This window comes from Duganella sacchari (assembly GCF_900143065.1).
GTDB lineage: Bacteria > Pseudomonadota > Gammaproteobacteria > Burkholderiales > Burkholderiaceae_D > Rugamonas > Rugamonas sacchari.
On the sequence record NZ_FRCX01000006.1, the window covers coordinates 227,540 to 249,949 of the forward strand.

General features: G+C 63.2%; 20 protein-coding genes. 4 read left to right on the plus strand and 16 right to left on the minus strand.

Features of this window, described 5'->3' with window-relative positions:
• Positions 1-8 precede the first annotated feature (8 nt).
• Both BUA36_RS15010 and BUA36_RS15015 read left to right on the plus strand, forming a co-directional pair.
• The gene (locus BUA36_RS15010) at positions 9-1,346 is read left to right on the plus strand and encodes a glutamine synthetase family protein (protein ID WP_072785892.1); all 1,338 of its coding nucleotides are present in this window, start codon (positions 9-11) and stop codon (positions 1,344-1,346) included.
• The gene (locus tag BUA36_RS15015) at positions 1,343-2,698 is read left to right on the plus strand and encodes an aspartate aminotransferase family protein (protein ID WP_072785894.1); all 1,356 of its coding nucleotides are present in this window, start codon (positions 1,343-1,345) and stop codon (positions 2,696-2,698) included. Before BUA36_RS15010 ends, BUA36_RS15015 begins: the two co-directional genes overlap by 4 nt.
• Positions 2,699-2,775: 77 nt before the next feature.
• On the opposite strand, the gene panB is transcribed toward BUA36_RS15015, so the two are convergent.
• The 6 genes from panB to BUA36_RS15045 form a co-directional block, all read right to left on the minus strand.
• Positions 2,776-3,654 carry a 3-methyl-2-oxobutanoate hydroxymethyltransferase gene (gene panB, locus BUA36_RS15020; protein ID WP_208861895.1) on the minus strand — a complete coding sequence of 293 codons (879 nt, stop codon included), beginning with the start codon at positions 3,652-3,654 and terminating at the stop codon, positions 2,776-2,778.
• Between the two features lie 68 nt (positions 3,655-3,722).
• Positions 3,723-4,265, minus strand: coding sequence for a 2-amino-4-hydroxy-6-hydroxymethyldihydropteridine diphosphokinase (folK, locus tag BUA36_RS15025; protein WP_084560170.1), 543 nt, complete (start codon positions 4,263-4,265; stop codon positions 3,723-3,725).
• Positions 4,266-4,279: 14 nt separating this feature from the next.
• Positions 4,280-5,695: a polynucleotide adenylyltransferase PcnB gene (pcnB, locus tag BUA36_RS15030; protein ID WP_072785896.1), complete on the minus strand. Its 1,416-nt coding sequence runs from the start codon at positions 5,693-5,695 to the stop codon at positions 4,280-4,282.
• Positions 5,688-6,359 (minus strand): histidinol-phosphatase, encoded by a 672-nt coding sequence (locus BUA36_RS15035; RefSeq protein ID WP_072786187.1) that lies wholly within the window; start codon positions 6,357-6,359, stop codon positions 5,688-5,690. Before BUA36_RS15035 ends, pcnB begins: the two co-directional genes overlap by 8 nt.
• The gene (hda, locus tag BUA36_RS15040; RefSeq protein ID WP_072785898.1) at positions 6,359-7,045 is read right to left on the minus strand and encodes a DnaA regulatory inactivator Hda; all 687 of its coding nucleotides are present in this window, start codon (positions 7,043-7,045) and stop codon (positions 6,359-6,361) included. The genes BUA36_RS15035 and hda overlap by 1 nt, the downstream gene beginning before the upstream one ends.
• Positions 7,046-7,090: 45 nt before the next feature.
• Positions 7,091-8,176: an AI-2E family transporter gene (locus BUA36_RS15045; protein WP_072785900.1), complete on the minus strand. Its 1,086-nt coding sequence runs from the start codon at positions 8,174-8,176 to the stop codon at positions 7,091-7,093.
• 176 nt (positions 8,177-8,352) lie between these two features.
• Between BUA36_RS15045 and purM the strand changes: the two genes are divergently transcribed.
• Positions 8,353-9,396, plus strand: coding sequence for a phosphoribosylformylglycinamidine cyclo-ligase (purM, locus tag BUA36_RS15050; RefSeq protein WP_072785902.1), 1,044 nt, complete (start codon positions 8,353-8,355; stop codon positions 9,394-9,396).
• A gap of 46 nt (positions 9,397-9,442) precedes the next feature.
• On the opposite strand, the gene BUA36_RS15055 is transcribed toward purM, so the two are convergent.
• On the minus strand, positions 9,443-9,697 hold the full coding sequence (locus tag BUA36_RS15055) for a hypothetical protein (RefSeq protein ID WP_139260574.1): 255 nt from the start codon (positions 9,695-9,697) through the stop codon (positions 9,443-9,445).
• 80 nt (positions 9,698-9,777) lie between these two features.
• A complete protein-coding gene (locus BUA36_RS30320) occupies positions 9,778-10,113 on the minus strand; it encodes a type II toxin-antitoxin system RelE/ParE family toxin (protein WP_139260577.1) in 336 nt (111 codons plus the stop codon).
• Positions 10,114-10,193: 80 nt separating this feature from the next.
• On the opposite strand from BUA36_RS30320, the gene BUA36_RS30750 reads away from it, so the two are divergent.
• Positions 10,194-10,490 carry a HigA family addiction module antitoxin gene (locus BUA36_RS30750; protein ID WP_072785907.1) on the plus strand — a complete coding sequence of 99 codons (297 nt, stop codon included), beginning with the start codon at positions 10,194-10,196 and terminating at the stop codon, positions 10,488-10,490.
• Here the strand turns inward: BUA36_RS30750 and BUA36_RS15065 are convergent.
• The 8 genes from BUA36_RS15065 to BUA36_RS15100 form a co-directional block, all read right to left on the minus strand.
• Positions 10,487-11,701 (minus strand): 6-phosphofructokinase, encoded by a 1,215-nt coding sequence (locus tag BUA36_RS15065; protein WP_072785909.1) that lies wholly within the window; start codon positions 11,699-11,701, stop codon positions 10,487-10,489. The two genes, BUA36_RS30750 and BUA36_RS15065, sit on opposite strands and share 4 nt — an antisense overlap.
• A 59-nt stretch (positions 11,702-11,760) precedes the next feature.
• Positions 11,761-13,740, minus strand: coding sequence for a S9 family peptidase (locus tag BUA36_RS15070; protein WP_072785912.1), 1,980 nt, complete (start codon positions 13,738-13,740; stop codon positions 11,761-11,763).
• Positions 13,737-15,743: an alpha/beta hydrolase family protein gene (locus tag BUA36_RS15075; protein WP_084560173.1), complete on the minus strand. Its 2,007-nt coding sequence runs from the start codon at positions 15,741-15,743 to the stop codon at positions 13,737-13,739. The genes BUA36_RS15070 and BUA36_RS15075 overlap by 4 nt, the downstream gene beginning before the upstream one ends.
• Before the next feature lie 14 nt (positions 15,744-15,757).
• Positions 15,758-17,776, minus strand: coding sequence for an alpha/beta hydrolase family protein (locus BUA36_RS15080; protein ID WP_072785913.1), 2,019 nt, complete (start codon positions 17,774-17,776; stop codon positions 15,758-15,760).
• A gap of 74 nt (positions 17,777-17,850) precedes the next feature.
• Entirely contained in the window at positions 17,851-19,905 is a 2,055-nt protein-coding gene (locus BUA36_RS15085; protein WP_072785916.1) for a sodium:solute symporter family protein, read from the minus strand.
• Positions 19,902-20,180, minus strand: coding sequence for a DUF4212 domain-containing protein (locus BUA36_RS15090; protein ID WP_072785918.1), 279 nt, complete (start codon positions 20,178-20,180; stop codon positions 19,902-19,904). The genes BUA36_RS15085 and BUA36_RS15090 overlap by 4 nt, the downstream gene beginning before the upstream one ends.
• A complete protein-coding gene (locus BUA36_RS15095; protein WP_072785920.1) occupies positions 20,173-21,693 on the minus strand; it encodes a sensor histidine kinase in 1,521 nt (506 codons plus the stop codon). The genes BUA36_RS15090 and BUA36_RS15095 overlap by 8 nt, the downstream gene beginning before the upstream one ends.
• Complete coding sequence (locus tag BUA36_RS15100) at positions 21,690-22,400, minus strand: response regulator (RefSeq protein ID WP_072785923.1); 711 nt, start codon at positions 22,398-22,400, stop codon at positions 21,690-21,692. Before BUA36_RS15100 ends, BUA36_RS15095 begins: the two co-directional genes overlap by 4 nt.
• Between the last annotated feature and the right edge of the window lie 10 nt (positions 22,401-22,410).

Sequence of the window (22,410 nt, forward strand, 5' to 3'; positions counted from 1 at the left end):
GGGATGCGATGAGCCAGGCCATGAAGGACTTTCTACGCGAGCGCAACATCCACGAAGTGGAGTGCGTTATCGCGGACATGACTGGCATCGCGCGCGGAAAGATCCTGCCCAAGGATCTGTTCCTCCGCGAAGGCGAAATGCGCTTGCCAAAAAGTGTGTTGCTGAACACCGTCAACGGCGAACAGCCGAACAACCTGCCCTACGTTGGCGCGACGGACCCCGATATGATCTGCGTTCCTGATCTGGCAACGCTGCGGCAGGTGCCATGGGCAGCGGAGAACGTCGCACTGGTGATCCACGATTGCCAGAATTTCGATGGCTCACCGGTAGGCCTGTCGCCGCGCGCCGTACTGCGCAGAGTGCTCAAGATGTACGAGGATCGAGGCTGGCAACCGGATGTGGCGCCGGAGATGGAGTTTTATCTGGTCGCCCGCAGCAGCAATCCGCACGAGCCGCTGGCGCCACCCATGGGCCGCAGCGGCAAAACAGAATCGGGACGGCAGTCCTATTCGATTGATGCGGTGAATGACTTCGACCCCTTCTTCCTCGAGCTATCGACGTTCTGCAAGCAGCATGACCTCGGCGTGGAGACGCTGATCCATGAAGCGGGTGCGGGGCAAATGGAGATTAACTTCACGCACGGCGAGGCGCTGGAACTTGCCGACCGCGTGTTCCTGTTCAAGCGCGCCGTGCGCGAGACGGCGCTGCGGCACGGGATCTTTGCCACTTTCATGGCCAAGCCAATGGAGACGGAGCCGGGCAGCGCAATGCACATCCATCAGAGCGTGCTCGATACGACCAGCGGCGATAACATCTTCTCGCGCAAGGACGGCGACGCCAGCGATTTGTTCTTCAACTATATCGCCGGGCTGGAAAAGTATATTGCACCTGCCACGCTGCTGTTTGCGCCGCATGTGAATTCCTACCGTCGCCTGTCGCGCTTCATGTCGGCGCCGACCAATGTGCATTGGGGCTATGACAATCGCACGTGCGGCATACGCGTGCCGAATTCCGCGCCGATTAATCGGCGCGTAGAAAACCGCGTACCAAGCGTGGACGTGAACCCCTATCTGGCGATGGCCGCCACGCTGGCCTGCGGCTACCTCGGCATGACACAGGGTCTCAAACCATCTGCGCCGACTTCAGGCAGTGCGGAGCACGTGCACGACCAGCTGCCACGCAATCTGGAAGATGCCATCCAGCGTCTGCGCGAATGCAAGCCATTGAGCGAAATGCTGGGCGAGCTGTTTGTGCAGGCGTTCTGCGAGGTGAAGGAACTGGAATTCGCCACCTACAGCCGCGTAATCAGCTCGTGGGAGCGCGAGCACTTGATGCTGCTGGTATGAGCACGCGCACAGGCCTGAACTGGCAACGCGTGCAGGCGCTTGCTGCGGCGGAGCGGGCCAGCTATGTCGCCCGCAATCCCGAATCGGCACGGTTGGCCGAAGAGGCCGCGCGGAACCTGCTGTTTGGCGTGCCTATGCACTGGATGAACGATTGGTCGACGCCATTCCCGCTCACCGTCCGCGACGCTTCGGGCGCCCGCTTCCGCGATGCGGATGGCCATGAGTATGTCGACTTCTGCCTGGGTGACACGGGCGCCATGTTCGGCCACGCGCCGCAGCCGGTGGCGCGCGCCATCGCCCGCCAGTCAGCGCGCGGCTACACGGCGATGCTGCCGTCAGAAGATGCCGGGCCAGTCGCGGCCGAATTGTCGCGGCGTTTTGGCCTGCCATATTGGCAGTTCGCCTTATCCGCGTCCGACGCCAACCGATTCGTACTACGCTGGCTGCGTGCCGCAACGGGGCGCAGCAAAGTCCTGGTTTTCAACGGCTGCTATCACGGCACTGTGGATGACGTGTTTGTCGACTTGGTCGACGGTGTGCCGACGCAGCGCGATAGCCTGCTTGGCCAGGTACACAAGTTGACCGACCACACGGTAGTCGTGGAGTTCAACGATCTACCAGCGCTGGAGGCAGCACTGGCGCAGGGCGACATCGCTTGCGTATTGGCCGAACCGGTGATGACCAACATCGGCATGGTGTTGCCGCAGCTGGGCTACTGGGAAGCTGCGCAGCAGCTCATCAAGCGCCATGGCACGTTGCTGGTGATCGACGAAACGCACACCATCAGCAGCGGCACAGGCGGTTACGCCCGCGCGCACAACATGCAGCCAGATGTGCTGGTCGTCGGCAAGCCAATCGGCGGCGGCGTCCCTTGCGCAGTGTATGGATTCACGGAAGAACTGGCGCGTCGTGTAGAACACGCCAAACGCAGCGCCCCGCCGGGCCACTCCGGCGTTGGCACCACACTGAGCGCCAACATGTTCGCCATGGCGGCAATGCGCGCGAACCTGGAAGAGGTGATGACCGAGCAAGCCTACCAGCACATGTTCGCGCTGGCGGGCCAACTGGCAGACGGTTTGCGTGCAGTAGTCGCAAGCCACCAGCTACCATGGTGCGTCACGCAAATCGGCGCCCGCACCGAATTCCAGTTCAGCGCCACAGCGCCACGCAGCGGCACCGAAGCCCACGCCGCCATGGACGGCGAACTGGAACAAGTGATCCACCTCTACCTGCTCAACCGCGGCCTGCTGATCACACCCTTCCACAACATGCTACTGGTTTGTCCAGAGACGACCAACGCCGACATAACTCAACTTCTGGACGCATTCAACGACTGCCTGACAGCCCTATAGAAATTCGGGGTCAGTGCCGACATTCGGACATTCCATAAAAGAAATGTCCGAATGTCGGCACTGACCCCGAACTTGGTTTAGAAGCAGTGTTCCAGCGATGGGAAGCTGCCGTCTTTGACGGCGGTGACGTAGGCGCTGAACGCGGCGTCGATGCTGGTCTGGCCTTCCATGAAGTTTTTCACGAAGCGTGCTTTGCGGCCCGGGAAGACGCCCAGCAGGTCGTGCATCACCAGCACCTGGCCGGAGCAGTCCGGGCCGGCGCCGATGCCGATGGTTGGAATCGCCAGCAGGTCGGTCACTTCTTTGCCCAGCGCCGAAGGAATCGCCTCCAGCACCACCAGCGATGCGCCGGCGGCTTGCAGTTTCAGCGCGTCTTCTTTCAGCAGGTCGGCGCTTTCGGTGGTTTTGCCTTGTACCTTGTAACCGCCCAGCTGGTGCACGGATTGCGGCGTCAGGCCCAGGTGGGCGCAGACCGGCACGGCGCGGTCGGTCAGGAATTTGACGGTGTCGGCCAGCCATGCGCCGCCTTCGATCTTGATCATGTGCGCGCCCGCCTGCATGACCTGCACGGCGTTGGCATAGGCGGTTTCCGGCGTGCCGTAGGCGCCGAACGGCAGGTCGGCAACGATCATCGCCGACTTGGTGCCGCGCGCGACGGAAGCGGTGTGGTAGGCGATGTCGTTGACGGTGACCGGCAGCGTCGATTGATGACCAGCGCAGACCATGCCCAGCGAATCGCCGATCAGCAGGATCTCGACGCCGCAGCGGTCCATCAGTGAGGCGAAGCTGGCGTCGTAGCAGGTCAGCATGGTGATTTTTTCACCGGCGCCGCGCAGCGTGGCCAGGGTGTTCACGGTGACGGCTTTGTTCACGACCGCTTTGGCCGGTGCAGGTGCGGTGGCGGAAGCAGGCTGTTGGCCCGCGGCCAGTTCGTTTCCTTGCAAATAACCAGACATGGTAAATCCTTTAGATGATGAGCTCAGACCGCGATAGTGTAGTCCTGATTGCTATCGCTTGCAGAAAGTTAGACGAGAGACTCTATGCCTTGATCGGCCACGCCGGCGGCGTATTGCGCAGCGGCGCCCTTGCCGGGGATGTGGATGGCGGGCGCCAGCTCCAGCAGCGGCACCAGCACAAACGCGCGTTCGGTCATGCGTGGATGCGGTACGGTCAGCGTGGGGCTGTGGATCTCGGCGTCGCCATACAGCAGCAGGTCCAGGTCCAGCGTGCGCGGGGCGTTGCGGTAAGGCCGTTCGCGGCCATGCGCCTGCTCGATGCCTTGCAGCGCCTGCAGCAGCGCTTCTGCATCCAGCGTGGTGGCGATGCGGGCGACGGCGTTGATGTAGTCGTCGCCGGAGGAGTCAATCGGCGCGGTGCGATACAGGCTGGAAGACGCCATCAGCGTGCAGCCGGGCTGGCGTTGCAGGCGCGCCAGTGCGTCCAGCACGTTGGCGCGTGCATCGCCCAGGTTGGCGCCGATGCCGATGTAGGCGATGGTGAAGCCAAATGGCGCCTGATCGTCCTTCAGTGTGGCCGGTCCCAGACCGGCGCTAATCACGGAGTTCATGATGGTGGTGCAGCTCAGTCGGCGCTGTCACGGCCGGCGTCGGCGCCCGCGTTGTCGGCGCCGCCTTCTTCACCACGGTTGCGGTTACGGCCGCCACGGCGCGGGCCGCGCTTGCGCTTGGCGCCACCGCCGGCAGCACCTTCGCGGTTCGGCTGGCTGGCCGAGTTGAGCAGCTCTTCGCGGGTGATTTCGTCGCCCTCGTAGAAGGCTGTCCACCATTCGCCCACTTCGGCGTCGATCTCGCCGGACGCGCAGCGCAGCAGCAGGAAGTCGTAGCCGGCGCGGAAGCGCAGGTGTTCCAGCAGCTTGTGCGGCGCCTTGCCGGTGCGGCGTTCGAAGCGCGGCTGCATGGCCCAGATGTCGCGCATGTCGGAGCCGATCTTGCGCTGCAAGGCCAGCTTCTCGGTCTGCGAATCCAGCACGTCGTCAGCCGCCAGATGCAGGGCCGGGATGGTCTGCTCGCCCGCTGCGCGGTAGGCGGTCCACTTCTCCAGCACCTGGTGCCACAGCAGCGACGCAAACAGGAAGCCTGGCGACACGGTCTTGCCGGCGTGGATGCGGGCGTCGGTCGAGTCCAGCGCCAAGGTCACGAACTTGACGCCCAATGGCTGTTCCAGCACCACGTCCAGCAGCGGCAGCAGGCCGTGGTGCAGGCCTTCCTTGCGCAGCTGCTGCAGGCAGGCCAGCGCGTGGCCGCTCATGAGCAGCTTGAGCATTTCGTCGAACACGCGCGCGGCGGGCACGTTGTTGATGAGCGGCGCCATGACCTTGATCGGTGCACCGGTTTCCGGCTCGATCGAGAATTTCAGCTTGGCGGCAAAGCGCACCACGCGCAGCATGCGTACCGGGTCTTCGCGGTAGCGCGCTTCCGGCTGGCCGATGATGCGCAGCGTCCTGGCGCGGATGTCTTCGATACCGCCGTGGTAGTCCAGCACCTGCTGGTTGGCCGGGTTGTAGTACATGGCGTTGATGGTGAAGTCGCGGCGCTCCGCGTCTTCCGCCTGCGAGCCGAAGGTGTTGTCGCGCAAAACGCGGCCATGTTCATCTTTCGGCGCGTTGGCCGAGGTGGTGCCACGGAAGGTGGTCACTTCCAGCAGGTCCTGGCCGAACATCACGTGCACGATCTGGAAGCGCTTGCCGATGATGAAGGCGCGGCGGAACAGGCGTTTCACCTGCTCCGGCGTGGCGTTGGTGGCGATGTCGAAGTCTTTCGGCTTCACGCCCAGCAGCAGGTCGCGCACGGCGCCGCCCACCACGAAGGCTTCATAGCCGGCTTCCTGCAGGGTGCTGGTGACGCGGACGGCATTGTTCGACAGCAGGCGCGGGTCGATGCCGTGGGCCTCGGGGCCGAGCACGACGAGGGTATTGCGTCCGCCCTTGCTGCTCTTATCCTTGGTACCCAGGATTTTGCGGATCAGTTTCTTAATCATTGAATAGGTCAATTAAAGGCCAGCCTTGCGCGGCGGCGTGCGTTTTCAGTTTTTCATTGGGGTTGGTCGCCACCGGATGGCTGACAATCGACATCAGCGGCAGGTCGTTATGCGAATCGCTGTAGAAGTGGACGGTGCCAAAGTCTTCCAGCGTCTTTCCCATTTTTTCCAGCCAGGCCTTGGTGTGGACGATTTTGCCCGGTCCTTGCGTTGGCGTGCCAACCAGCTTGCCGGTCAGGTTGCCGTCGGCGTCGACTTCCGGCATGGCGGCGATCAGGTGTTCCACGCCCAGCGCCTTGGCGATCGGCGCGGTGACGAAGTGGTTGGTGGCGGTGACGATGGCCACCAGGTCGCCGGCGTCCACGTGCTTTTGCAGCAGCGCGCGCGCTGCCGGGCGGATCGCCGGGGTCACCACTTCCGCCATGTACTGGGCCTGCATTTCGTCCAGCCTGGCGCGCGGGAAGCTGGCCAGTGTGCCGAGCGAGAACTCCAGGTATTCTACCGGATCGAGCGTGCCGGCCTGGTATTGGGCGAAGAACTCCTTGTTGCGGCGGTCGAATTCCACTGCGTCGACGGCGCCGGTGCGGACCAGGAACTGGCCCCATTCGTAGTCGGAGTCGATCGGCAGCAGCGTGTGGTCGAGGTCAAAAAGGGCGAGATTCATCATTCTTTCGCTTCCGCCTGCAGCCACTCGCGCAGCAGCGGCAGAGTGATCGGGCGTTGGGTTTCAAGGGAATATTGGTCCAGCGAGTCGAGCATGGAGGACAGCGACCGCATGTCACGCTGGAAGTGCGACAGCAGGTAGGGTATCACGCCCGCCGACAGCGTCAAGCCGCGGGCGGTCGCGGCGGCGGCCAGGGCGGCGATCTTTTCATCGTCGGTGAGGCCGTGGATCTGGTAAATCAGGCCCCAGCCCATGCGCGTGCGCAGGTCCTCGCGCACCGGCAGCACGGCCGGCGCGACGTTGCCGCTGCAGACCATCCAGGCGTTGTTGGCGCGGATTTCGTTGAACAGCGCGAAGGCGTCGATCTGCGCCAGCGGCGACAGCTTCTCGCAATCGTCCAGCAGGTACAGGTCCACCTCCGGCGAATAGACGAATTCGGATTCGATCGAGAACGGCGAAATATAGCGCGCGCGCAGCTGATCGGCCTCGCTACCGGTACTGGCCAAGGCTTTCAACAGGTGCGATTTGCCGACGCCGACCGCGCCCCACAGGTAGGCGAAATGCTCGCGCGAGGTGCGCGAGGCGAATTGCATCATCAGCGCTGCCGCTTCGGCATTCTGTCCCACCTCGAACGATGCGAGGCTGTGCGTTGGCTCGGCGCCTAAATCGAGCACCAGCTGTTTCATGGCGTTCGCCTTGTGGTCTTTTGCATAACTATTTTTTGTTTCACGTTACGCATTATAAAAGCTGCTGCTCAGATAGTGGCGTCTAAGGTGTTTGAAGGCCACCATGAGCACCGCCGAAGCGGGCAAAGCCAGCAGCACGCCGACAAAGCCGAACAGCTGGCCAAAGGCCAGCAAGGCAAAGATCACGGCCAGCGGATTGAGGCCGATGCGCTCGCCCACCAGGCGCGGCGTCAGGAAGAAGCCTTCCAGCACCTGGCCGCAGCCGTAGATGATGGCCACCGCAATCAGGCCGCTCCAGTCGGAAAACTGCAGCACGGCCGAAATCAGCGCCAGCACCAGCCCCAGGCCAAAGCCCAGGTAGGGAATGAACACCAGCAGGCCGGTGATGATGCCGACCGGCAGGGCGACGTCGAACCCGGCAATCGCCAGCGCCACCGAGTAGTACACGGCCAGCACCAGCATCACCAGCAGCTGGCCGCGCAGGTACTGGGCCAGCAGGACGTCGACTTCCTGCGCCATGCCCATGGTGGCGGCGATGTAGCGGCGCGGCACGCAGCCGGCGATGCGCGCCAGCATGGCGTGCCAGTCCAGCAGCAGGTAGAACAGCACCACCGGGATCAGCACCACGGTGGCGATCCAGCCCAGCACGGCGGTGCCGCCGACGCGGGCCGAGTTCAGCACCGCGCTCCAGATGGCGTCGCCGCTGGCGGCCATCTGTTCCGAGGCCAGCTGCTTGATGCCGGCGCTGTCCAGGCGCACCTTGACGCCCAGCTCCTGCAGTTTCGGCGCCAGCACATCATTGGCCTTGGCCAGGAAGGCGGGAATCTGCGCCTGCAGCAGCGGGATTTCCTTTTGCAGCACCGGCACCACGATCAGCACCAGCATGGTGATGGCGGCAAAGAACAGCGTCACCACGATCAGCACCGACAGCGCGCGCGGCATGGTGATGCGGCGGCCGAAGCGCAGGCGGTCCAGCCGGTCCACGCCCGGATTGAGTGCATAAGCGAAGATGGCGGCCGCCAGGAAGGGCGTCAATACCGGTCCCAGCGTCACCAGCAGGAAGAAAAACGCCGCCCAGACCGCCAACCAGAATGCCGTTTGCTTTTGCTCTACCGTGAGGGGAAATGGCATGGAGGATGAATTCGATGGTTAATAAAAAGGCGGTTGGACGGGGCAATTTTGATAAAATAGCGGATCGACTTGGTTTGGGCGCCGATTTTTGCGCTTTTTCGGGTGTTTTAGTTGAGTAAACATCACGAAAACAGGTCTCCGCCTTCTATTTTACCGCCTCCGCTGCGAAATACACCATGAGCCAAACTTCTAATGTTTCCCTGTCCTACCGTGACGCCGGCGTCGATATCGACGCGGGTGATGCTTTAGTCGAAGCGATCAAGCCTTATGCCAAGCGCACCATGCGCGAAGGCGTGCTGGCCGGCTTGGGCGGTTTCGGTGCGATGTTCGAGATTAGCAAAAAGTACAAAGAGCCTGTACTGGTCTCCGGCACCGATGGCGTGGGGACCAAACTGAAACTGGCGTTTGAACTGAACCGTCACGACACCGTGGGGATCGACCTGGTCGCCATGAGCGTCAACGACATCCTGGTGCAGGGCGCCGAGCCGCTGTTCTTCCTCGACTACTTCGCCTGCGGCAAACTGGATGTGGCCACTGCGTCCAACGTCATCAAGGGCGTGGCCCAGGGTTGCGAACAGGCCGGCTGCGCGCTGATCGGCGGCGAAACCGCTGAAATGCCATCGATGTACCCGGACGGCGAGTACGACCTGGCCGGTTTCGCGGTGGGCGCGGTCGAGAAATCGAAAATCATCGACGGCACCAAGATCGCGCCGGGCGACGTGGTGCTGGGCCTGGCCTCGTCGGGCGTGCACTCGAACGGCTACTCGCTGGTGCGCAAGATCATTGAAGTATCGAAACCGGACCTGAACGGCGACTTCCACGGCCGTCCACTGGCCGACGTGCTGATGGCGCCAACCCGCATCTACGTCAAGCCGCTGCTGGCGCTGATGGAATCGATCGAAGTCAAAGGCATGGTGCACATCACCGGCGGCGGTCTGGTGGAAAACATCCCGCGCGTACTGCAACCTGGCCTGGTGGCTGAGCTGGACGCGAAATCGTGGACGCTGCCACCACTGTTCCAATGGCTGCAGCAGCACGGCGGCGTGGCCGACGCAGAAATGCACCGCGTATTCAACTGCGGCATCGGCATGACCGTGATCGTATCGGCAGACAACGCCGCTGCGGCCAAGGCGCAGCTGGAAGCGGCTGGCGAAACCGTCTACACCATCGGTAAAATCCGCGCCCGCGTGGGCGACGAGCACCAGACCATCGTCGTGTAACTGGCGACGGCTGCATCAGAAAGCGGACCTTGATGGTCCGCTTTTTTTATTGGTGGTCGGGCGGTGGCGGCGGACCGCCTTCCGGCATTGCCGCCAGCACTACACCAGCCTTGCGGCAAGTGCCGCTGACCGTTTCGCCGTGACGGCCCGTGAACTGCACCTTGGCGCCTTCCGCCTTGCCCTTGCAAGCCGCCACTGCTTCGGGCGGCGGCCCATCCGGTGGCGGACCATTCTGCGCCGAAGCGCCGAGCGCACCACCGGCCAGGATGGCCATCAACATCCAACGTTTAATCAACTTCATCAAAACCTCCTGTAAGTGAGGCATCGATTGTCGGCCGGCCGGCTGTTAGCTGCAGTCAAGACGCTGTAAAGCACAGTAAATTATCTCCGGCGTTTCGCACCGCCATGACGGTGCAAGTCTTCAATATCGATATTGCTGACAACTCCGGTGGACGGCCGGACGCAATCAAAAGTGACGCGCCAGTTGGCATTGATTTCAATGCTGTAACGACAGACGTGTCCAGTTAATTGCTTTACGTTTTTAGAAACGCCTAAACCACCTCGAATGTCATCCAGACTATGCGCCGAGTTTAGATGTAGCAAAATGGCGCGCAAAGAATTGCTCCAGGATGCGGAAATGCCTCGTCTATCCGTACCGTTGGATTGCCAGAAGCGCTGCATGCCTTTGTGCACAATGTCTCTGGTTTGGAAGCTCATGGGCTTGCCTGGCAGTGTTGACTAGGGAAGGATTTGCTCCTAGGATGAATCAGGATTATTTGATCGGCACAGGAGTAAATATGATTACTATGCACCCCGGTGAATACCTCGCCCTGTCCTATGTCGAACCTTATAAACTTAGTGCTGAAGCATTGTCAGAACGTTTGGGATTGCCATTGCAGACCATTCATGGGCTGCTGGCTGAAGAGATAGATTTGACAGCGGAAATGGCCGTTAGACTGGAGCTGGCTTTTGACCGGTCGGCTGAATCCTGGCTGCAAATCCAGTTAGCGCACAGCTTGATGCAAGCAAGAAAAAAGGTCGAGCCTGGTGCGGTTCGACCTTTCGTGTTTCCGCCGCGCGAGGATGCGGCTTAGCGCTTGAGGATTTTTTCTACCGGGGCGGGGCGCAGGCGGAAGGCGTCGGGCATGCCGGAGCCGAGCAGGGGGCGCAAATACATGCGGAAGGCGTCGGTGACGTCGGTACCGCTGGCGCTGATGAATTCATCCTCCATCACACGCGTCTTGCCGGCCACGTCGGTCAGTGACAGCAGTTCATAATCGACCGAGTAGAAGCCGGTGCGCTTGATGGCCACCGAGCCATCGCGGCCGCCCCACATGGCAAACTGCACGGCTTTCTCGCCGACCTCGCGCGCCTCGCGCTGATCGACGTCCGAGACGCAGCCGATGAACGAGCGCTGCAAATAGCCAAACGTATCGCCGCGCACGCGCTTGATGCCGAGCTTGGCCTTGATCTCGTCGCACAGCAGATCAGCCAGCGCGCCGGTGCCGGAGAGCTGCACATTGCCGTGTGCATCGCGTTCGACTTCCTTGGCCAGCAGCGTGGCGATCGGCTCGCCGCTGGCGTCGTGGATGCCTTCCGAGACGGCGATCACGCAGCGGCCATAGCGTGCGTACACCGCCTTCACATCGGCCAGGAACTGGTCCAGCGAAAATACCCGTTCGGGCAGGTAGATCAGGTGCGGGCCATCATCCGGGAATTTCTTGCCCAGCGCGGCGGCAGCGGTGAGGAAACCGGCATGCCGGCCCATCACCACGCCCACGTACACGCCGGGCAGCGCGGCGTTGTCCAGATTGGCGCCGGCAAACGCCTGCGCCACAAAGCGCGCGGCCGAGGGGAAGCCCGGCGTGTGGTCATTGCCGACCAGGTCGTTGTCGATGGTTTTGGGGATATGCATGCAGCGCAGCGGATAGCCACCAGCCTGCGCCTGCTCGCTGACGATACGCACGGTATCGGACGAATCATTGCCGCCGATGTAGTAGAACTGTTCGATCTGGTGCGCCTTGAGCACCTTGAAGATTTCAGCGCAATACGCCAGATCCGGCTTGTCGCGCGTCGAGCCCAGCGCGGAGGAGGGCGTGGCCGCGACCTGCTCAAGGTTGTGGCTGGTCTCGCGCGTGAGGTCGACCAGGTCCTCGTTGATGATGCCGCGTACGCCATGCAGCGCACCGTACACCCGCGTCACGTCGCGGAAGCGGCGCGCCTCCAGCACCACGCCCGCCAGCGACTGGTTGATGACAGCGGTCGGCCCGCCTCCCTGTGCGACCAGAATTTTTCCCGACGACATGCTCGCTCCTCCGTGATCCGTTGAACAGGCGTGTTGCGGGAAACACTATAACGCGAACTTCAGTGCGCGCCGATATTCTTGTCGAGAAAACGCTCCACACGGCCCCAGAAATCGATACGGTTCTGCGGCAGCGCCCAGCCGTGGCCTTCTTCGTTGTACTCCACCCATTCCACGTTCGGGTTGCTGCGCCTGACCGCATCGTAAAACTTGAGACCGTGGTTGATCGGCACGCGCACATCGGCGCCGCCGTACGCCAGCAGCAGCGGCTGTTTGATGCGCGATGCCTGCAATAGCGGCGAGGTGGCGTTGAGTTGTTCGGCGTCCTTGACGCGGTCGCCGATCAGTTGCGGCATGCCGTACTGCTTCCACCCGTCCGACAGGTCGGAACTGTAAAACCAGCCGCTGTCGTACATCAGGTTGATGTCGGTGACGCCGACCCAGTTGATGCCGCATTTGTACAGGTCAGGGTCCTTGGCCAGGCCCATCAGCGTGGCATAGCCGCCGTAGCTGGCGCCGGCGATGCAGATGCGGTTGCCGTCTGCATAGCCCTGCTGGATCGCCCAGCGTGCGCCATCGGCGATATCGTCCTGCATCTTCAAGCCCCATTCCTTCCAGCCGGCCAGAAAGTGCTGGGTGCCGTAGCCGGTACTGCCGCGGAATTCCGGTTCCAGCACCGCATAGCCGCGCGAGGCCAGGAATTCGGCGTCCGCATTCCAGTTCCAGCTGCCGCCGCGTATCCACGGGCCGCCATGCACCAGCACCACCATCGGCAGGTTCTTGTGCTGGCCGCCCGGCGGCAGCGTCAGCCACACGGGGATTTTCAGGCCATCGCGCGCCTTGTAGTAGTACAGCTCGCGCGGTCCCATCTCGGCGGCCTGGATCTGCGGCGCGCTGCGGCCGACTTCGCTCATGCGGCCGTTTTCCGCGTTATAGACCAGGTAGCGGCGCGGCTGCTTGTCGGAATACGATTCCACCAGCACCCACGGGGTTTCCGGCCGCGTCGGCGGCGTAATCAGGTTGACGGTGCCAGGCAGCTTGGCGTCGACTTTTTCCTGCATGGCCTTCATGCCGGCGTCGAACCAGTATGTGCCTTCGGCATCGCTGTGCACGCGCACGCCAAGCAGCTTGTCCTGGCTGATGATGAGATTGCCGTGGAAATCAAACCCGTCCAGGTCCACCAGGTGCTGCGCCGGCAACTGGTTGTTGGCCAGGTCATAGCGGAACAGTGCGCGCGTGTCGCGGCCGTGGTTGCTGACCACGTACAGCACGCCGTCGGGGCCGAATGCCAGCGGTTCGAAGCCGTTGCCTTCACCGGTGTAGGCGTCAAAGCTGGCCAGCGTGCGCCACTGTTTTGTCGCAGGATCGAGGTACAGCACTTGCTCGATATTCTTGTCCAGCGTTTTCATGATGCGCGGCTCGCCATGCTGGTCCAGCAGCCACCCCTTGCTGACGCCAGGATGCGCCACCGGCGTGGCAACGCCGGTGCGGGTGTTCAGGCGCAGCAGATCTTCCGACTGCACAATGCCGGCGCCAACGATGCCCAGGTCGGCCACGTACATGAAGTCGCTTGACTGCGCACCGGCTTGCTGCAGCATGAAGGTGTGCCATGGCAGCAGCTCGCGGGTGTCGTCGCCGCTGCGCAGGAACGGGTTGCGGCGCAGCGCCAGCTGGCGGAAATGCTTGCCGTCGCGGTCCACTGCAAACAGGCCCGGCGCGTAACGCACATCGCGCCGGCCAGCGCTCTTGTCGACCGTGCTGAACAGCAGGCGCTCGTTGTTGACCCACTGCGCGCGGCCGATGTCGGTATCGCTGAACTGCGCCACCATTTTGGCGCTGAGGTCGTTCAGGTCGACCACGGCCAGGCCATCGCGCTTGTCGTTGGCGCCGATGAAAGCGGCCAGGTAGCGGCCGTTTGGCGACAGCATGGCGCCGTTGAACGGCGAGTTATCGAAGAAGGCGGCAATCGGCGGCGGCGCGGCATGGGCATGCGCGCCCACCGCCAACAGCAGCGCTGCCAGCAATTGGCGGCCGGCGGTCACTGTGCGGCTCCGATGTGCTTGTTGAGGAATTGTTCGACGCGGTTCCAGAAATCGATGCGATTCTGCGGCAAGCGCCAGCCGTGACCTTCTTTTTCGTACACGATCCACTCCACGCCAGGATTGCTGGGCTTGATCGCACTTAAAAACTTTTCGCCATGGTACAGCGGTACACGGTGGTCGTCGCCGCCGTAGGCCAGCAGCAGAGGCTGTTTGATGCGCGCGGCTTGCAGCAGCGGTGAGGTGGCGTTCAGTTGCGCCGCATCGCGTTCCGGGTCGCCGATCAGCATTGGCGCGCCGTAGCTCAGCCAGCGGTCGCTCATGTCGGAAATGCCGCTCCAGCTGCCGGTGTACATGAGTTTGATGTCGGTGACGCCGGCCCAGTTGACGCCGCATTTGTACAAGTCGCCGTCATTCACCAGGCCCATCAGGGTGGCATAGCCGCCATAGCTGGCGCCGGCAATGCAGATGCGCTTGCTGTCGGCATAGCCTTGCGCGGCCGCCCAGCGCGCGCCGTCGGCAATGTCGTCCTGCATCTTCAGGCCCCATTGCTTCCAACCGGCCTTGAAGTGCTTCCAGCCATAGCCCACGGTGCCGCGGTAGGCCGGCTCGATCACCATGTAGCCGCGCGATGCGAGGAACTGGGCATCGGCATTCCAGCCCCAGTCGCTGCCATGTACATACGGGCCGCCATGCACCAGCATCACCAGCGGCAGCTTCTTCTTGTCCGTGCCACGCGGCCAGGTGATGAGCGCCGGAATACTGAGGCCATCGCGCGCCTTGTAGTTCACCAGCTCCTGGCGGCCCATCTGATCGGCACGGATGGCGTTGTGTTGCCCACCTACCTTGACCAGCTTGCCGGTCTCGCTGTTGTACATCAGGTAGACCAGCGGCTGCACGTCGGAATAGCTGCTGACCAGCACCCACGGCGTTTCTGCACGGCGTGGCAGCGTGATGACGTTGACCAGGCCCGGCAGCAGACGATCAATCTGCTCCTGCAGCGCCTTGCCCTTGGCATCCAGCCAGGCGACGCCACGCACGTCGGCGCTGTAGCCGATGCCCACCAGTTGGTTGTCGCGGACGATCAGGTCGTCGCCGTTCGCATCTTCCAGATCGGACATATAGTCGTAGTTGTCGAGGCCGACAAGCGGTTCGGCGGCTAGCTGCCGCTTGGCCACGTCGTAGCGGTACAGCGCGGTTTTATCGCTGTCCTTGCGGGCCGCCACATACAGCGCGCCATCCGGGCCAAAGCCCACCGGCTCGAATGCGTGGCCGATATAGGGCTCGGACTCCATGAGTTTGGTCCAGCTGTCGCCCTCGCGCAGATACACCACGTGCTGCTTGCCCAGATCGTTGATGGCCAGGCGCGGCTCGCCTTGCTGGTCGAGCAGCCAGTTGCTGGCCTGGCCCGGGCTGTTCACGGGTACGGCGTGGCCGGTGACGGTGTTCAGGCGCAGCAGCGTATGGTTTTTGACTTCGCTGTAGTTGTTGCTGAATTGCGCCTTGTAGATATAGACCTCATCGCTGTCTTGGCGACCAGGCTGGCCCAGCAGGTAATGGTTCCAGTCCAGCAGCTTTTCCTTCATCTTGCTGCCGGTGGCTGCCTCATCGCCCTGGCGGTAGTCGGTCTTGCTCAGCTGGCGGTAGTTGCTGCCGTCGCGGTTGACGGCAAACAGGCCGGCGGCATGCAGGTCATCGCTATAGGTCATGCGGCGGTCGGCGCCATTGAAGACCAGGCGGTTGTCATTCACCCACTGGAAGTAAGCAATGTCGGCGTCGCCAAACATGGCTGCCACTTTGACGCTCATATCGTCCAGCTTAATTACTGACAGGCGGTCCCGCTCGCCGGGCGTGGAGACGCGCGCCGCCAGGTAGCGGCCGTTCGGCGACAGTTTGGGGCTGCTGAAGCGGCTGTTTTCAAAGAAAGCGCTGGCGGGCGGCAGTTCGGCTGCGGTGACGACACGCAGCGGCCAGGCGCTGGCAGCCAGCAGGACGCTGGCGCTCAAGATACGATGCAATTTCACTGCGCGCTTGCTCCGATATTTTTATCCAGGAATTTCTCGACCCGGCCCCAGAAGTCGATACGGTTTTTCGGCAGTTTCCAGCCATGGCCTTCCTCGTCGTATTCGATCCATTCGACGTTGGGGTTGGTCTGTTTGACGGCCTTGTAGAACTTGGTGCCGTGCGGCAGCGGCACGCGCATGTCGGCGGTGCCGTAGGCCATCAGCAGCGGCTGTTTGATGCGCGATGCCTGCTCCAGCGGCGAGGTGGCTTTGAGCTGGGCGGCGTCCTTGACCTGGTCGCCGATCATTTGCGGCATGCCGTACTGTTTCCAGTCTTCCGACATGTCGGAGGTGTAGAACCAGCTGCCGTCATACATCAGGTTGATGTCGGTGACGCCGGCCCATTCGACACCGCATTTGTACAGGTCGGGGTCGTTGATCAGGCCCATCAGCGTGGCGTAGCCGCCGTAGCTGGCGCCGGCAATGCAGATGCGCTTGCTGTCGGCATAGCCTTTGTCGATCGCCCAGCGCGTGGCGTCGGCCACGTCGTCCTGCATCTTGAGGCCCCATTGCTTCCAGCCGGCACGGAACAGGCGGCTGCCGTAGCCGGTGCTGCCGCGGAATTCCGGCTCCAGCACGGCGTAACCGCGCGAGGCCAGGAATTGCGCGTCCGGGTCCCAGTTCCAGCTGCCGCCGCGCACCCACGGGCCGCCATGCACCAGCACCACCATCGGCAGTTGCTTGCCCGGGCCTTGCGGCAAGGTCAGCCAGGCGGGAATGGTCAGGCCATCGCGCGATTTGTAGCGCACCAGTTCCTTGTGCGCCATCTGGTTCGGGTTGATGCCGGGATAGGATTCGCCGACCATGGTCAGCTTCTGCGTCTCGCTGTTGTACAGCATGATGCGCTTGGGCCAGATGTCGGCAAACGCGGTCACCATGATCCACGGCGATTCCGGATGGGTCGGCAACGTCAGCAGGTTGATGGTGTTGGGCAGCATGGCGTCGATCTTGGCCTGCATGGCCTTCATGTCCGGGTCCAGCCAGGTGGTGCCCATGGCGTCGGTCAGGTGCTGCACGCCCAGCAGCTTGTCCTTGCCCATGATGAGCTGGCCGTGGAAGTCGTAGCCGTCCAGCTTGACCAGCGGCTTGCTCGACAGCTTGGCGGTATTGAGGTCATACGTGAACACGGCTGTCGTATCGCCCTTGGGTTCGCGGCTGAGTACGTACAACGTGCCGTCCGGGCCGAACGCCAGGGGACGGAAGGTGCCGCCGCTGCCGGTGAAGCGTTCGAAGTCGGTCAGCTTGCGCCATTCATTGGTGGCGGGATCGCGGTAGTAGACGCTGCTGCTGCCTTTGTCCGCGGTGATGGTCAGGCGTGGCTCGCCTTTGTGATCGAGCAGCCAGTAGTGGCTGGCGCCGGGACGTTTGACCGAGACCGAGGTCCGCCCGGTCACGGTGTTCAGGCGCAGCAGGTCAACGTGGTTCAGTTCGCCGGGACCGCTGATGTCGCGGTCCTGCACATAGATGAAATCCGAATCCTGGGCGCCGTCCTGTCCCAGCAGATAGGTGTGCCATGGCAGCAGCTCGCGCGTGCCCAGCGTCGAACCATTGGTGACGAAGGCTTTGCCATTGCGCATGGCCAGCTGGCGGAAGCCGGTGCCGTCGCGGTTGATCGCATACAGGCCCGGCGCGTAGCGCATATCGCCTGGCGCCAGGTCCTTGTCGGTAGCGGTAAACACCAGGCGCTGGTCGTTGACCCAGGCATAGCGGCCGATATCGGCATCGGAGAAATTGCCGACCACCTTGACAGCGTTGGTGCCCAGCTCCACCACGCCCAGCATGTCGCGCTTGCTCTTGTTGCCCAGCCGCACAGCCAGGTATTTGCCGCTCGGGGACAGCACGGCATCGCTGAACTCAGGATTGTTGAAAAAGTCGCCGATGGCTGGCAGTGGTTTGCTGCTGTCTGCGGCCAGCACCGGGGCGCCAATGAAGGCGCCGGCCAATGCCATGGCGCGCAGGAGGGAAGAGAAGCGCATATGCCTGGTTGCGAAATTGGTAATTGGTGCACAATAGCAGCAAGTTATCAAATCCGCCACAGCGTAAATGTATATTATTGTTCCGGCGCGCGGATGTAGTCGACCAGCGCGGCGCTCTGCCGCCCCGGCGCCGGCGTCAGCAGACTGACCGCCACGATGGTCAGCAAGCCTGCCGGTACGCCAAAAATGCCGGCCGAGATAGGGGCGATGTGGAACCACAGGCTGGCCATGCTGCCGCCCAGGATCGGATTGGTATGCAGCATGTAGTAGATACATACTAAAAACCCCACGGTCATGCCGGCGATCGCGCCCTGGTGGTTGGCGCGCTTCCAGAACACGCCCAGCACCAGCGCCGGGAACAGCGTCGAGCCGGCCAGCGAGAATGCGGCGCCCACCAGCGACAGGATGTCGCCCGGCTTGGTCGAGGCGGCATAGGCCGCAATGAAGGCCACGGCCAGCAACAGCAGCTTGGAGATGGTCACGCGCTTCTGGGTCGAGGCGCTGCGGTCCACCAGCTTGTAGTAGACGTCGTGCGACAGCGCGTTGGAGATCGCCAGCAGCAGGCCGTCCGCCGTTGACAGCGCCGCCGCCAGGCCGCCGGCGGCCACCAGCCCGGAGATCACATACGGCAGGCCGGCGATTTCCGGCGTGGCCAGCACCAGCACGTCGGCGTCAATGGTGATTTCCGCCAGTTGCACCACGCCGTCGTGGTTGACGTCGCTGATGCTGAACAGCGGATTGAGCTTGTCGACGTTGGCCCAGTACGACACCCAGTTGGGCAGGTGGGCGTAGTCGGTGCCCACCAGCGAGCTGTAGATATCGTATTTGACCAGTACCGCCAGCGCCGGGATGGTCAGGTAAATCAGGAGGATGAAGAACAGCGTCCAGAACACCGACACGCGCGTCTCGTGCACGGACGGCGTGGTGTAGGAGCGCATCAGGATGTGCGGCAGCGCGGCCGTGCCCAGCATCAGGCAAAACACCAGCGCCAGAAAGTTGTTGCGCTTGATGTCCGAGGTTTCCTTGTCGCCCGGGTAGGGCGTAGCGTGCGGTGTGATCGGTTCGGCGTGCTGCAGATTCTGTTCGCGCGCTTCGGTCCACAGGCGTTCCGCCTCATCGGCGTTTTTGGGATAGGCCACCAGCTCGCGCTCGGCATTGCGGATCTCCAGCAGCGAGGCATTGCGGGCCTTGATCTGGTCGAGCTTGCGCTGCGCCGCGATGCGGCCGGTCTCCCATGACGTCGGCAAGCTGCGCAGCCATGCAGCGTAATCCGCCGCGCGCTGGCGGTAGATGGCACGCACTTCGGCTTCCTTGGGGTCTTGCTGCAGCACGTGCTCGCGCGCGCTGAGCTTGGGCAGCAGCTTGCCATAGGCGACCTGCGGAATCGGATTGTCGCTGTGCTTGGCCGACAGCCAGATGGCGGGGATCAGGAAGGCCACCAGGATGATGATGTACTGCGCCACCTGGGTCCAGGTGATGGCGCGCATGCCGCCCAGGAAGGAACACACGAGGATACTGGCCAGGCCGAGGAAGATGCCGACCGAAAAATCGACGCCGGTGAAGCGCGAGGCGATCAGGCCCACCGCATAAATCTGCGCCACCACATAGGTAAAGGAGACGATGATGGTGGCGATCACGGCAAGGATGCGCACGCCGCGGCCGCCATGCTCGGCCTGGTCGGCGCCACCGTAGCGCTCGGCCAGGAAGTCGGGAATCGTGTACTGGGCGAACTTGCGCAGGTAGGGCGCGATGAGTAGCTGCACCAGGCAGTAGCCGCCGGTCCAGCCCATGACGTAGGCCAGGCCGTCGAAGCCGTGCAGGTACAGGCCGCCGGCCAGGCTGATGAAACTGGCGGCCGAGATCCAGTCGGCCGCCGTGGCCATGCCGTTGAACATGGCCGGCACGCGCCGTCCCGCCACATAGTATTCCAGCACATTCGAGGTGCGGCTGATGACGCCGATCAGCGCATACAGCACGATGGTGGCAAACATGAACAGATAGCCGATCCACACGCGCGGCATGCCTTCCTGTTCCAGCGCCGCCAGCGCGATCAGGAAGCAGCCAAAGCCGGCGGCAAACAGGCTGTAGTAGTAGCGCAGGCGCTGGAAGAAAGTGCGTTGCTGCTTCAAGCGCGCGTCTCCTGGGCACGGGCGGCCTGGTCCAGCTTGCGCATGCGCCAGGCGTAGAAACCCAGGATGCCGAGAGACACCAGTGAGGCGCCTTGCGCCGCCAGGTAAAAGGACAACGGCCAGCCGAATACGCTGAGCCCGGCCAGTTCGCGCGCGAAGAACGCCGCGCAAAAACCGGTAAGCATCCACAGCAGCAGCAGCAGGCCGGTCAGGCGGCGGGTGCGTTGCCAGTGTTGTGCGCGTGTCAGCCGCGCGGGCGGGGTGGGTTTATCCATAGTACGGCGATTCTTCGTCTTCTTGCGTGGCGGCGGGCGGCAGCGGGAACGTCAAGCGGAACAGGGCGCCCGGCAGCCGGGGCTGGGTGGCGCGCGGATTGCTGAAAATATCGACTTCGGCGCCGTGCTGCTGGGCGATCTCGCGCACGATGGCCAGGCCCAGGCCGCTGCCTTCCGCAGTATTGCCGAGGATGCGGTAGAAACGTTCGAACACGCGCCCGCGCTCGGCCGGCGCGATGCCGGGGCCGGTATCCTCGACTTCCAGATAGCCGTGTTCCCGCTCGTCGCTGCGCACGCGCACGGTGACGCTGCCGCCGGACGGCGTGTAGCGCAGCGCGTTGTCGATGAGGTTGGACAGCAGCTCGCGCAGCATGGTCGGGTTGCCGGTGATGGTCAACGGCTGCGGCGGCGCCTCAAAGCCCAGGTCGATCTGGTGCGCGAACGAGGCCTGCACCCAGTCCTGCACCACCGTGCGCGCCAGATCGCCCAGGTCCAGCGCTACCATGGCGCTACCGGCCGGCTGCTGGTTTTCGGCGCGCGCCAGGGCCAGCAGCTGGTTGACCAGGCGCGTGGCCGCTTCCGAACTCTTGGCCAGCTGTTCCAGCGAACGGTGGATTTCCTGCTTGTCGGTCTGGCGCAGCGCCAGCTCGGACTGCATCCGCATGCCGGCCAGCGGGGTACGCATCTGGTGGGCGGCGTCGGCAATGAAGCGTTTCTGCATGTCGATGGTCAGCGACAGCCGCGACAGCATCTCGTTGAGCGAGCGCACCAGCGGCGTGATTTCCTCCGGCACCTGGCGCGGCGCGATGGGGCTCAGGTCTTCCGGACTGCGCGCGCGGATGCGCTCCTGCAGCTGGGCCAGCGGCGACAGGCCGCGCGCCAGCGCAAACCACACCAGGGCCAGCACTACCGGCAACACGATGAACTGCGGCAGGATCACGCCTTTGATGATGGCGTTGGCCAGTTGCGCGCGCTTCTCCAGCGTTTCCGCCACCTGCACCAGCGCCAATGGTGGCGTACCGCCATCGCTGCGCTCCAGCTGGACGTAGGCAAACGCGATGCGGACCGGCGTGCCGTGCATGCTGTCGTTGCGGAAGCGCACGCCGCCGGAGCTGGTCTTGTCCTCGTCATCCAGCACGGGTTGCGGCAGGTCGCGGTCGCCGTCGATATGGTCGCCGCGCGGCCCCTGAATCTGGAAGTAGACGTTGTCGATGTCGTCGGCGCGCAGGATGTCGCGCGCGGAACCGGACAGGCTCTTGATGACCTTGCCGTCTACCGAACGCACCTGCTGCGTCAGCACGGTGACGCTGTCTTCCAGCGCATGGTCGAACGGCTGGTTGGCGATGGACTTGGCCACCAGGTAGGTGATGGCGATACTCATGGGCCACAGCAGCAGCAGCGGCGCCAGCATCCAGTCGAGGATTTCGCCGAACAGGGAGTGTTGTATGTCTTCGTCCGCCTCAGGGGGCGGCGGCTGGTACTCCGGTTCGGCGGCTTCCTGCGACGGGTTCACTTGTGGCTGTCCCCGGCTTCCGCGCTGGCGCGTGCGGCTTCGTTGAATTTCTCCAGGCAGTAGCCGAGGCCGCGCACCGTGGCGATGCGGATGCCGCCCACTTCGATCTTCTTGCGCAGGCGGTGCACATACACTTCGATGGCGTTGTTGCTGACTTCCTCGCCCCATTCGCACAGGTGGTCGACCAGCTGTTCCTTCGACACCAGCCGGCCGGTGCGCGCCAGCAGGATTTCCAGCAGGCCCAGTTCGCGCGCCGACAGGTCCAGCATCTGCTCATTGATGTAAGCGCTGCGGCCGACCTGGTCATAATTCAGCGGGCCGTGCTTGATGACGGTGGCGCCGCCGCCGGCGCCACGGCGGGTCAGGGCGCGCACGCGTGCCTCCAGTTCCGACAGCGCAAACGGTTTGGCCATATAATCATCGGCGCCGAGGTCGAGGCCGTTGACGCGCTGTTCGATGGAATCGGCGGCGGTCAGGATCAGCACCGGCAGCAGCGAGCCGCGCGAGCGCAGGCGGCGCAGCACTTCCAGGCCGGACAGCTTGGGCAGGCCCAGGTCCAGGATCAGCAAATCGAATTCCTGGGTCGACAGCGCGGTGTCGGCCTCCTGGCCGTTTCTGACGCAGTCGATGGCGTAACCGGACTGGCGCAGGGATCTGGTCAGCCCGTCGGCCAGCACACTATCGTCTTCGGCAAGTAAAATACGCATTGAAAAACAC